Genomic DNA, 11,381 nt, shown 5'->3' on the forward strand with positions numbered 1-11,381 from the left:
CCTCTATAACACGACAAATCCGTAAAACGATATTTCTTTGAGTATCGTGGGCTGGGTTTTTTTTTTAAGATACAGGCTGGTGGACCGGAGCCCACCCCTCCCGGTTCAGTCGAAGAGCGACAGGTCCAGCGCGGCGAGCCGCTCCGGGTCGTTCAGCACGTCGATCGCGACGATCGCGCCCGCGACCACCGTGAACGCCATGACGGACATCGGCTTGCCGTTGGGGCCGATGACCACCGCGCCCGCCGTGCCGTTGACCAGCGCCGGCCGCGCGAACGGCGCCAGCTTGCCCCACAGCACCGCCTGCCCGGCCACCGTCGACGCCCCCGTGAACACCACCGAGTGCCGGGCCCGCACCGCGCCGCCGTCCGAGCGCAGCACGACGTCCGGGTCGAGCACGGCCACCAGCGCGTCGAGGTCGCCCTCGCGCGCGGCCGCGAAGAACGCGTCCACCGCCACCCGCTGCCGGCTCAGGTCCTTGTCCGGCGCGGGCGCCTGCCCCTGCACCTTGCGGCGCGCCCGGCTGGCCAGCTGGCGGGTCGCGGCGGCGGTCTTCTCGATCAGCGGCGCGATCTCCTCGAACGGCACCGCGAACATGTCGTGCAGCACGAACGCGACCCGTTCGGCGGGCGCCAGCGACTCCATCACCACCATCAGCGCCAGGCCGACGGAGTCCGCGAGCATCACCTCCTGCTCCGGGTCGACCACGCCCGCCCGCCCGAGGATCGGGTCCGGGATGCGCGGCGCGCCCGCCGTGCCGTCCTCGCCCGTCTCCAGCGGCTCCTCCCGCCGCTGCGCGCGCGAGCGCAGCAGGTTCAGGCACACGCGGGAGACCACCGTGGTCAGCCAGGCGCCGAGGTTCGAGACCTCGCCGGTCTCGGTGCGGTCGTAGCGCAGCCACGTCTCCTGGACGGCGTCGTCGGCCTCCGCGATCGAGCCGAGCATCCGGTAGGCGACGGCGCGCAGGTGGGGCCGGTGCTCCTCGAACTGGTCGGCAGGTGCGGTCTTCTGATTCACCGTATTTTTCCTCGTCCCCGTTGGCCCGCTGGTTGAAGCTGCAGCACTGGCAACCTAGCCGCTCCCGCGGGAACGTCGGACCCCGGGTCTAGGGTGACCGCCATGACCGCCGTGACCGCAGGGACCTCCGCTTCCGCCGGGACTTCCCTGATCGCCGCCATCCGCGCCGACCCCGCCGCCGAGGACTTCCTCGCGTGGCCGGGCGACTTCAGCCTCGACGCCTACCCGCACGTCGAGGACGTCGTCCTGGCCTCCGGCGAACCGCTCGAACTCCTCGCGAAGGAGGGCGGCGGCGGCACGTACTTCTTCTGCGGGCCGAGCGAGCTGGGCGAGGACCGCCCGGTCCTGTTCGCCGACTCGGAGGGCGGCGCGGCCCTCATGGCGCTGAACCTCCGCGAACTGGTCGAGCTGCTGATCACCGTGCCGTGGTGGCAGGACTGCCGCACGTTCACGGCGGAGGAGAGCGCCGAGGCCGCCGAGGACTACCTGGAGGACGACCCCGACCTCCCCGCCGACCGCGCCGCCGCGGCGCGAGCCCTGGGCCTCACCCTCCCCACCGAACTCGAAGCCCTCACCCGCCTCCGCGACACGGCCACCGGCCCCGGCCGCGCCTACGTCCTCCTGAACGCGGTGGAGGGCTGCGCCTACAAGCCGCTGATCTGAGCCCCGGCCGGGACGGTTCCAAGATCCGCACGGGCGTGTCAGACGAATGTGTTGCACAAACGTCTAACTCCTGGGTACGGTCATCCCATCAACCGCTCCACGGGGGGAACGACCACCATGAACGACGCCATCCGCTCCGAGCTCGTCATCGACGGCCGCCGGCTCTCCTACCTCGACTTCGGCGGCACCGGCCGCCCGCTGCTCGCCCTGCACGGCCACCTCGCGGAGGGCGCCGTCTTCGCGCCGCTCGCCGCCGCACTGGGCCCGGAGTGGCGGGTCATCGCCCCCGACCAGCGCGGGCAGGGCGAGTCGGACCGGGCCGCCGACTACGCGCGGGAGGGCTACCTCGCCGACGTCGAGGCCCTGCTCGACCACCTCGGGCTGGAGAGCGCCGTGCTGCTCGGCCACTCCCTCGGCGCCGTCAACGCCTACCAGTTCGCGGCCCGGCACCCCGAGCGCGTGACGGCGATCGTCAACGCCGAGGGCCCGGCCGCGCTCGGGCTGGACGGGAGCCACCCGCTGGCCTTCCTGCTCCACCTGCCCTACGACGCCTCCAGCCGGGACGCCCTCGTCACCGCCCTCGGCGCCGCCGCGCCGTACTTCGAGGACCGGCTGCGCGAGAACGCCGACGGCAGCTGGCGCCTGCCCTTCCACCCGCAGGACATGTACGCCTCCGAGGCGGACGTCCACGGCGACCACTGGGCGGACTGGACGGCCACCACCTGCCCGGCCCTGGTGGTGAGCGGTACGAGGGGTGCCATCCCCGCCGAGCAGGTCGCGCAGATGATCGCGCGCCGTCCGGGGACGGTCCTGGCGGAGCTGGACGCGGACCACATGCTGGTCACCGGCGCGGTGGACGAATTCCACCGCGTGGTGCGGGAGTTCCTCGCCACGGTGTGACGGGTGGAGGGCGGGGCGGCGGCCCTCAGCTCCGCCGCCCCGTTGGCCTTTCGGCACCCGGCTCGGGGTCCGTTGAGCCAAACCCCACCTTGGGGTGGACTCAGCGGGCCTCCGGGTGACGGAGGACGAGGTCGGTGGCGGTGGCCCAGTGCTCGTCGACGGCGGTGACGACCACGTAGCCGCCGTCGAGGAGGGCGAGCGGGAAGCGGGCGCTGCTGCACCCGTGGGCGCGGTGGACGTGGACGGGGAAGGTCAGGCCCTCGAACTCGATGTCCCGGCTCGTGTAGCCGGTGGTGATGTCGAAGCCCGGGGGGACGGGCTCGATCCGCCCGGAGTTGGCGAGGAACGTCCACAGCTCGGTCTCCGGCGTGGTGTTCGGATGCATGCGGTGGTGCTCCGAGAGAGGGCGCACGGTCTGGACGGTTGCGGCGAGGCCGTGGCCGTGGTGGTGGTAGTTGACGTCGATGCACCAGAGGCACCCGTCGGATTCCTGCCCGCTGTAGATGGGTATCCAGCCGGGCGGCCGATCTCGGAGGTCGGCGATCGGGGCGTCCCACTCGGCGACGACATTGCGGAACACGTCTTCCCCCAACAGGTCCGTGGTGACTGGTCGTTGGGGTTCAGTACATCACCGGGCGACGGCCTCCGCGCGGGCCCGGCAGCGGGCGAGGGCGGGTTTGACGCGGGGGTCCGGGGTGGGGGCGGCGGCGAGGAGCTCGCCGGCGGTGACGAGGGCGGTCCAGTAGTGGGCCGCGTCGCCGACGCCCGGGCGGGGTTGGGTGGCCGCGAGGGAGAGGTAGGCGGCGGTGAGGTTGCCGGTGACGAACCAGCGGGTGAGGCCGTGCTGGTGGCCGGCGCGGAGGGCGCCGAGGGCGTCGATGGCGAGGAGGAACTGGTCGACGACGGCGAGGCCGCGGGCGTCGAGGGGCTTGGGGACGTCGAACACCCCGAGCGCTTCGAGGAGTTCGCCGGTGTCGGCCTCCGAGTTGGGGCGGGGGTCGGCGAGGAGGGCGTCGTAGCACTCGTCGATGCGGCGGGTCGTCTCGTCGGCGGCGATGCCGAGGGCGTGGCAGACGGCGCGGGCGGCGGTGGTCGGCTCGCGGGTGCGGCGGGCGAGGGCGGCGTAGGCGTCGGCGGGGGTGGCGCCGGTGTCGAACAGGTGCCGGGCGAGGGTGGAGAACGGCATCGGGCGGCCTTCAGGCGGTGAGGAGGACGGGAGCGGGGGCGGGGGCGGGTGCGACGAGGGCCCAGACGAACTTGCCGATGCCGCCCGCCCGGGGGCAGCAACCCCAGCGTTCTGCGAGTTCGTTGACGAGGTGCAGTCCACGGCCGTGCTCGTCGGCGGGGGTGGTCGCGAGGAGGGACGGGCGACCGGTGCCGGCGTCGTGCACTTCGAGGCGGAGACGGTTGCCGATGAGGGCGAAGCGGACCTCGATGAGGCGGTCATCGGGGGCGTCGGAGTGCTGGACGGCGTTGGAGAACAGCTCGGAGAGGAGCAGTTCGGCGATGTCGGAGTACCGGTCGCCGGAGGGGAGGGCGGAGAGGTAGGCGCGGAGCAAGTGGCGCGCGATGGGGGTGGAGTAGGGGCGGGAGTCGAGGCGCGCGGCGAAGGTTCGGGGCCGGCGGGTGGTTCTGAGCATGGCGAGGCACCTCGGGGGGCGGATGGGGGTGGTGCGACAGGAGCGCACAATCACGCTGTGCGTGCGAATGATTGCGTTCTGGCCTCAATGGTCCCGGCGCCGGAGTTACGGTGACGACCAAAACCACGTGTTTGCCGAGCGCCGCACATCCGGGAGCTGTGATGACACCAAAGGTCAAGCGAGCGCCGACCGCGAGCTCGGCGGTGCTGTTCGGCGAGGAGCTCCGGCACGCGCGCAAGGCGGCGGGCTTCACGCAGGAGGAGTTGGGCAAGCTCCTGCACTGCGACCGGACGGTCATCACGCGGACCGAGGGCGGCAGGCGGAAGCCGTCGGTCGAGGAAGTCGAGGAGTACGGTCGGCTGTTGAACACCGGCGACCTGCTGATGAGGCTGTACGGCCGGGTCGACTGGAGCGCGGGCGTTGAGCATCCGGACTGGTTCCAGAACCATGTCGACATGGAATCCGAGGCCGTGGCCGCCCGAGCCTTCGAACTCGGTGTGATGAACGGGCTGCTTCAGTGTCGCGAATACGCGGAGGCGGTATTTGCAGCCAGTGATGCCGAGGGTCAGCTCGATGTCATCCAGGAGCGAACTGTGGCTCGACTGGCGAGGCAGAAGCGGTTCCTCGAACCGGGTGGCCCGCTTCTGGTGGCGCTCCTGGACGAGAGCGCCATCCGAACCGTGTTCGGCGGTCCCGGAGTGATGCGGCGCCAGATGGAACACCTGCTGGCTGTCGCGAAGCTCCCCAACGTGACCATCTATGTGGTGCCGTTCGCGCGCAGGCAGACCATCATCGACACGTCAATGGTGCTTTTGGACATGCCAGATGGACAGACCTGGGTGTACTCCGAGGCCCTTGATCGTGGGCATTCCAGCGATGCGCCAGAGTTCGTAGCGAGGCATCGCCGAAGCTATGATCGGCTCCGTGGAGACTCGCTGTCAGAGGCCGACTCGCTGGCACTGATCGCCGGTGCGCTGGAAGGGTTCAAAGATGACGAAGAACGAGCTCGACGTGATCGTCTGGCGCAAGAGCAGCTACAGCGGCGGTGCCGGCGGCAACTGCATCGAGGTGGCCCTCGGATCCCTCGCCAGGGCCGTCCCAGTGCGTGACTCGAAGGACCCGAACGGCCCGGCTCTCGTCTTCCCCGCCCCCGCCTGGGAGTCCTTCGTCGTCGCCGTCCGCGCCGGCGACTTCCCCGTCTAGCCGGTCAGCCTCGGTCACATCCGAACGATTTCAATCAGTTCCGACGCGACCCTGGTGCCGTGAGTAACCGAACAGTTACGGTCGATCACTGTGCGCACGTGACCCTGCTCGCATCGACCGAGGCGGTACCTCATGGCACAGGAACCCCGTATCGACGTAGCGCTGACGGCCCTCAAGGAGGGCCAGGTGGAGCCCACCAAGGCCGAGTTGGCGGAGATCGCCGACTCGCTCAAGCCCGGAGTCTGGTTCGCCAACGACCTGTCGGGCGAGCGCAGCCGCGACGCCGACGTGGTCTGGGAGCTGACCGGCGCGCCGTACAAGGGACAGACGGCGACCGGACAGGCGGCGGTCTACTACGCCAACCCGAAGATCGGCCTGCGGAAGCCCTTCCTCTTCGCGGACGGCTTCAGCTACGGCCCGAGCGACCTGCCCGGCCTGTTCGCGTACTTCAACACCGTCGCCGACGGCCGGCCGGGCCTCTTCGACGAGCTGCTGAGCAGGGGCTACGACATCGTCCTGATCGGCTTCACCGAGCGGCACACCCACATCCAGGCCAACGCCGGGGTCGTGATCGACGCCGTCCTCCGTGCCATCGCGGAGCGCGTGGGCGACGAGCGGCTGACCGTCGGCGGGGTGAGCATGGGCGGCATCGTCACCCGCTACGCGCTCGCCAAGCTGGAGACCCAGCGGATGGACCACCAGACGTCGACGTACCTCTCGTTCGACTCGCCGCACAACGGCGCCTGGATCCCGTTGATCCTCCAGCAGATGGCCTACTTCTTCGAGGACTTCACCCCGGCCGGTCCGGACGGCGCCAAGCAGGCCGATCTGATCCGCAGCGCCGCCGCTCAGCAACTGCTGTGGGCGTGGGTCGAGAACTCGAAGTACTCCGGCCCGGTGGCCACCGCCAGCCCGCTGCGCAAGGAGTTCCTCGACGACCTCGCCCGGGTCGGCAACTTCCCGCAGATCCCGCGCAAGCTCGGCATCTCCAACGGCCGGCGTGACGGGGTCGGCCTCCCGCTGCCGGTGGGCGAGGTGGCGTTCGACTGGCAGGCGCTCGTCGCCAGTGCCACGGCCCGGTTCCAGCCGGACAAGGGTGAGAAGCAGCGGATCGGCGGCATGCACCTCGGCCTCGCGGTGCGCCGCAGCGCCACCACCGAGGTCCCGGGGCTGGACGCCGTGCCCGGCGGCACCCTGGACTCCTTCGGCAAGGTCGCGGACGCGCTCAAGGCCAAGATCTCCGACGACTACCGCAGCGGCGCCTTCGTGCCGGCCGTCAGCGCGGCGGCGCTGGACTTCGACCCGGCGAAGTGGGACGTCGACCCGGCCGCCCCGATCACCGACGACGCCCTGAACCGGGGCCACCTGGACGAGGTCACGTTCGACGAGGCCAACTCCGAGCACGGCCACCTGTCCCGCGCACTGGTCGACTGGATCGTCGGGCAGCTCGCCCACTGACCCTCCACCCCTTCCGGCCTGGTCCGGAGCACCCGCGCGGATGGGCTACGATATTCCTCATCACCCAGATGCGCGGGTGGCGGAATAGGCAGACGCGCTGGATTCAGGTTCCAGTGCCCGAAAGGGCGTGGGGGTTCAACTCCCCCCTCGCGCACAGCGAACGGCCGGTCGATCTTCGGATTGACCGGCCGTTTTGTCGTTCCCGGGCCTTGCGCCCGCATGGTCAAGAGCTGCCCAAAAAACTCATCGCGCTCGACGGGCCCGCCGTGGGACCCTCGCGCGGGGTCGAGGGTGCTTCTCAGCTTGTCCTTTGCGCTCGCTAGACTCCGCCCGCCTGTGAACTCCTGTGACGGTCACGGGAGTCAGGCGTTTCCGACATGGGGGGAAAGTGTGACGTTCCTGTCCACCGACAGACGAACGCGACACAGGGGGAGGAGAGCCTCACTCGCGGCTCCCGGCGCCCTGCTGCTCGCCGTCCTGGCCACGTTCGTGGGCCAGGCCAACCCGGCTGCCGCCGCCGCGCCGCCCGCGGCCACGTCGTCCGCGAGCCCGACCGCCGCGCCGACCACCACCCCGGCCCCGGCCGCCGCGCCCACCGCCGGGCCGTCGACGGCGCCGGTTCAGGACCCGAAGGCCGAGCACGAGAAGGCGGCCCGCGAGGTCCAGCAGGCCGACCCGACCAACCCGTGTCCGGCCGGCCTGGTCCCGGGGGCCGTCTCCACCTGCTCGATCGACGGGGGCAAGACGGCCTCCTTCGCGCTCACGCTTCCGCAGGCCGCGGACGTGCTCCTCGTCCAGGCCGTGGCGACGAACAACCCGGTCTACCCGACCGTGGCCGGGCCGGGCGGTGCCGCCGTGGCCTGCACCCAGCCGATGGGCGGCGGCTGGGGTGACGGGATGCTGCGTTGCGCCATCGCCCAGGCCGGCACCTACACGCTCCAGGTCCGGGACGGCAGCGGCCGGACCAACGGCCTGTCGGTCTCCTACCTGCCGCTGCTGTCGACCACGGCCTGTCGGACGATGAGCGCCACCGACCTCGCGCTCGGCAGCCCGACCCTGCTGCACGGCTCGGTCCCGGTCGGTTCCACGGGCGACTGCTACGCGCTCGGCGACCTGACCACCGGTGACGTGCTGCGGACCCACGTGTCCGCGTTCCAGATCATCCAGATCGTCTACGACGCCACCGGAAAGGAGGTCTGCAACACCCGGTCGAACCAGAACACCGAGATCGACTGCAAGCTCACCGGCCAGGCGCCGTTCCGGATGACCGCGCAGCAGATCTCCGGCGCGGCCCAGACGTACGACCTCACACTGGCCCGGCTCACGCATCCGGACGGCTGCGCGATCGTCGAACCGCAGGCGTTCGGTACGGGCCCGGACCTGACCCTGGCCCAGCGCTGCCGGACGCTGCGGGTCACCGAACAGGCCCAGTACTCCTTCGCTCCGATCACCGCCGACGGCTCCACCCTTAACGGCGGGCTGTACGGCCCCGACGGCACCCAGCTCTACGGCGGCTGCGCGAAGGGCGAAGGCTGCGACCTGGCGCCCGGCGACTACACCTGGGTGGTCGAGGCGCGGAACGTCAACGCCGGAGCGTTCGGCATGGCCTTCCACTCGGGCAAGGAGACCCGGGGTTGCACCGCCACCAACGACACCGGGCTGACGTCCGGCCCGGCCACCGGTACCTTCGGCGCGCGCGGGCAGCAGTTCTGCCTCACGCTGCCGACGGCCACCGGGAGCGGTGTCTACCTGCTCAACCGGCCGCCCACCGGCGGTACCGGCGCCTTCGCCGCCGTCTACGACGCGGCCGGCGCCAAGCAGTGCGACAACGGCGGCGCCAACACCCCGTCCGCCGTCTGCAAGCTGGCCGGTACCGCGCCGTTCCGCGCGGTTCTGAGCGGCGAAGTGAACAAGTCCTACGCGCTGGTGATCCACCGGACCGGCGAGACGGCAGGCTGTGCCGCCTGGCCGCAGAGCGGGTTCGACGGCACCTGGGGCGCGGAGGTCACGCTGACCGCCGACGTGAAGCAGGCCTGCCTGGCCCTTCCGGCGGACCAGCACGCCACCGCCGAACAGGCCGACTACACCAACACGGCGAACCAGCTCAACGCCTCCCTCCAGGTCGTCGACCCGCAGGGCAACGTGGCGTGCTCGACCTTCCTCAACACCGCCTTCACCTGCGCCCTCACGGCCGGCGCCCCGTACACCGCGCTGCTGACCAACTCGGCCGGGGGCGACGGTTACAAGCTCGTCCGGCGGGACATCTCGCCCACCGCGAACTGCCTCACGCCCAACTCGACCGCCGTCGGCGGTCAGTCCGTCCAGCTGGACCTGGGCTCGGTCCTCGACGCCCGCTGCGTGCGGGTCACCGCCGCGGCCACGGACAAGTTCTGGCTCAGCGTGCGGACGACCACCGTCGGCAACGGGGCCCAGGGCACGGCGACGCCGCTGGTGATCGACGCGAACGGCAAGAGCCTCTGCGGCGCCAACGGCACCTACTGCAAGGTCACCGGCTCGACCTCCTACACCATGGCGGTGCTCGCCTCCGGGTACCGGGGCCAGAACATCCACGCCGCCGTGGACACCTGGAAGGTCGGCACGCCCGACGGCTGGGCGCCGGAGTGCACCGCCAACCCGGTCTCGGTACAGGGCTTCCCGCTCCGCAGCGGACTGCTCACGGAGTCCTCGACCGGCTACTGCGCCGTCGTCGACATGAAGCCGTCGCAGTCCTTCAACGTCGTCGGCACCAGCAGCGCCACCAACATCGCTCAGCCGGTGCTGACCTTCCTGACCCCGGCCACCTGGGACGATTACGACTACACGTACCAGTGCGGCGGGAACTGGGGCCAGTTCGGCGCCCGCTGCCAGAGCCTCAACAACGCGGTGCCCGGCAAGGCCGTCCTGCTGCTCAGCGCCGGCGGCACGGTGACCCCGACGGAGTACAGCATGCAGGCCGTGTGCGAGTACCCCACCTGCACCGGCCAGAACGGACCGTCCCTCACCGGGATCAACGGGACGACCGGCGCGGCCGGGACCCAGACCCAGATCGAGATCCGGGGCACGAACCTCACCCTGGGGACCAAGGTGAAGTTCGGCGGCGCCATGTACCCGATGCGGCCGGTCTCCGTCAGCCCCGACGGCACCTCGCTCCACGTCATGGCCGACACCAACGGGATGACGCCGGGCACCTACGACGTCGTCCTCGACGGGATCGGCTACACCACCGGCGTGCCCTCCCCGAACTACTTCCCCAAGGCCTTCACGGTGACCGCCGCCGCGCCGGCCACCAAGGGCAAGCTCGTCCCGCTCACCCCCAACCGCATCCTCAACACCGTCTCCGGTGTCGGCGCGCCCGCCGGGCGCCTCGGCCAGGGCGGCGTGCTCTCGCTCCAGGTGGCGGGCGTCGGCGGCGTCCCGACGACCGGCGTCACGTCCGTCGTCATGAACGTGACGGCCGTCAACCCCAGCAGCAACAGCGCCGTCTCGGTGTACCCGAGCGGACAGAAGGTGCCCGACCTGCCGACCGTCAGCTTCGCCGCCGGGCAGATCGTCACCAACCTGGTGACGGTGCCGCTCTCCAACGGCAAGGTGGACATCCGCAACGCCTGGGGCGACGTCGACCTCGGGGTCGACATCCTCGGCTACTACACCGACGGCGGCGCCGGCTCCCTGCTGCGCCCGGTCGCCCCGTCGCGCATCCTGAACACCGTGTGGGGCGTCGGCGCCCCGGCCGGGCGGGTCGGCGCCGGTGGCGTCGTGCCGCTCAAGGTCACGGGTGTGGGCGGCGTCCCGGAGACCGGCGTCACCGCGGTCGTCATGAGCGTGACGGCCGTCAACCCGTCGCAGACCAGCTACCTCACGGTCTACCCGGACGGCCAGCCGGTGCCCGACGCCTCGGCGGTCAACTTCGCCGCCGGGCAGAACGTGACCAACCTGGTGACCGTCCCGGTCGTCAACGGCGTCGTGGACATCCGCAACGCCTGGGGCGACGTCGACCTCGGCGTCGACATCACCGGCTACTACACCGACTCGGGCTCCACCTACACGCCGTCCTCGCTGGTGCGGCTGATGGACACCCGCGACGGCGAGGGCGCCCGCGTGGGCTCCCTGGGCGGCTCGGGCGACCTGGTGAGCCTGCGGGTGGCCGGCGTCGAGGGCATGCCCGCGACCGGGGTCACCGCCGTCGTCATGAACGTGACGGCGGTCTGGCCGACGAACACCAGCTTCCTGACGGTCTTCCCGCACGGGACGGCCCGCCCGGACGCTTCGAGCATCAACTACCGGCCGGGGCAGGTCGTCTCCGCGCTGGTGGTGGCCCCCGTGGTGGACGGCCGGGTGTCGTTCGTCAACCAGTGGGGGAGCACCGACGTGGTCGCCGACCTGGTCGGGTACTTCTCGTCCTGAACCGCTCGGCGGGCAGGTCCTCGCCGTCGTAGAGCCTGCCGCTCAGGGCGACCTGCGCCGCGTGGAGCGGGGTGAGCGAGTCCGCCGACGTGACCG

10 protein-coding genes and 1 tRNA gene are annotated in these 11,381 nt (G+C 71.1%); 7 read left to right on the top strand and 4 right to left on the bottom strand.

Annotated features, from left to right (window positions below; translation table 11 throughout):
- Nucleotides 1-105: 105 nt before the first annotated feature.
- Nucleotides 106-1,017 (bottom strand): sigma-70 family RNA polymerase sigma factor, encoded by a 912-nt coding sequence (locus tag ACFV4F_RS40180; RefSeq protein WP_380441885.1) that lies wholly within the window; start codon nt 1,015-1,017, stop codon nt 106-108.
- A gap of 102 nt (nt 1,018-1,119) precedes the next feature.
- Between ACFV4F_RS40180 and ACFV4F_RS40185 the strand changes: the two genes are divergently transcribed.
- Nucleotides 1,120-1,680 carry a hypothetical protein gene (locus ACFV4F_RS40185; protein ID WP_380510403.1) on the top strand — a complete coding sequence of 187 codons (561 nt, stop codon included), beginning with the start codon at nt 1,120-1,122 and terminating at the stop codon, nt 1,678-1,680.
- A 117-nt stretch (nt 1,681-1,797) separates the two neighbouring features.
- Nucleotides 1,798-2,580: an alpha/beta fold hydrolase gene (locus ACFV4F_RS40190; protein WP_380510406.1), complete on the top strand. Its 783-nt coding sequence runs from the start codon at nt 1,798-1,800 to the stop codon at nt 2,578-2,580.
- 100 nt (nt 2,581-2,680) lie between these two features.
- Here ACFV4F_RS40190 and ACFV4F_RS40195 read toward each other — a convergent pair whose 3' ends face one another.
- The 3 genes from ACFV4F_RS40195 to ACFV4F_RS40205 are packed head-to-tail and all read right to left on the bottom strand — an operon-like array spanning nt 2,681 to nt 4,220.
- Nucleotides 2,681-3,160, bottom strand: coding sequence for a hypothetical protein (locus ACFV4F_RS40195; protein ID WP_380510409.1), 480 nt, complete (start codon nt 3,158-3,160; stop codon nt 2,681-2,683).
- Between the two features lie 48 nt (nt 3,161-3,208).
- Nucleotides 3,209-3,766 (bottom strand): hypothetical protein, encoded by a 558-nt coding sequence (locus ACFV4F_RS40200; protein WP_380510412.1) that lies wholly within the window; start codon nt 3,764-3,766, stop codon nt 3,209-3,211.
- Between the two features lie 10 nt (nt 3,767-3,776).
- Nucleotides 3,777-4,220 carry an ATP-binding protein gene (locus ACFV4F_RS40205; RefSeq protein WP_380510414.1) on the bottom strand — a complete coding sequence of 148 codons (444 nt, stop codon included), beginning with the start codon at nt 4,218-4,220 and terminating at the stop codon, nt 3,777-3,779.
- 161 nt (nt 4,221-4,381) lie between these two features.
- Between ACFV4F_RS40205 and ACFV4F_RS40210 the strand changes: the two genes are divergently transcribed.
- The 5 genes from ACFV4F_RS40210 to ACFV4F_RS40230 all read left to right on the top strand — a co-directional run bounded on the left by ACFV4F_RS40210 (nt 4,382) and on the right by ACFV4F_RS40230 (nt 11,285).
- Nucleotides 4,382-5,329, top strand: a complete 948-nt coding sequence (locus ACFV4F_RS40210; protein ID WP_380441898.1) for a helix-turn-helix domain-containing protein — start codon at nt 4,382-4,384, stop codon at nt 5,327-5,329.
- A complete protein-coding gene (locus tag ACFV4F_RS40215) occupies nt 5,289-5,423 on the top strand; it encodes a DUF397 domain-containing protein (RefSeq protein ID WP_380441900.1) in 135 nt (44 codons plus the stop codon). The genes ACFV4F_RS40210 and ACFV4F_RS40215 overlap by 41 nt, the downstream gene beginning before the upstream one ends.
- A 132-nt stretch (nt 5,424-5,555) precedes the next feature.
- Nucleotides 5,556-6,881, top strand: coding sequence for a lipase family alpha/beta hydrolase (locus ACFV4F_RS40220; RefSeq protein WP_380510416.1), 1,326 nt, complete (start codon nt 5,556-5,558; stop codon nt 6,879-6,881).
- Nucleotides 6,882-6,951: 70 nt separating this feature from the next.
- Nucleotides 6,952-7,035: transfer RNA gene (locus ACFV4F_RS40225), tRNA-Leu, on the top strand.
- Nucleotides 7,036-7,271: 236 nt separating this feature from the next.
- Complete coding sequence (locus ACFV4F_RS40230; protein ID WP_380510419.1) at nt 7,272-11,285, top strand: hypothetical protein; 4,014 nt, start codon at nt 7,272-7,274, stop codon at nt 11,283-11,285.
- The last annotated feature ends 96 nt before the right edge of the window (nt 11,286-11,381 follow it).

This window comes from Kitasatospora sp. NPDC059722 (assembly GCF_042733235.1).
Classification (GTDB): domain Bacteria; phylum Actinomycetota; class Actinomycetes; order Streptomycetales; family Streptomycetaceae; genus Kitasatospora.

Excerpts from the sequence above, each read along its gene's own strand:
- ACFV4F_RS40200 (WP_380510412.1), bottom strand. The coding sequence starts at position 3,766 with ATGCCGTTCTCCACCCTCGCCCGGCACCTGTTCGACACCGGCGCCACC.
- ACFV4F_RS40220 (WP_380510416.1), top strand. The coding sequence starts at position 5,556 with ATGGCACAGGAACCCCGTATCGACGTAGCGCTGACGGCCCTCAAGGAG.
- ACFV4F_RS40190 (WP_380510406.1), top strand. The coding sequence starts at position 1,798 with ATGAACGACGCCATCCGCTCCGAGCTCGTCATCGACGGCCGCCGGCTC.
- ACFV4F_RS40205 (WP_380510414.1), bottom strand. The coding sequence starts at position 4,220 with ATGCTCAGAACCACCCGCCGGCCCCGAACCTTCGCCGCGCGCCTCGAC.
- ACFV4F_RS40210 (WP_380441898.1), top strand. The coding sequence starts at position 4,382 with ATGACACCAAAGGTCAAGCGAGCGCCGACCGCGAGCTCGGCGGTGCTG.
- ACFV4F_RS40185 (WP_380510403.1), top strand. The coding sequence starts at position 1,120 with ATGACCGCCGTGACCGCAGGGACCTCCGCTTCCGCCGGGACTTCCCTG.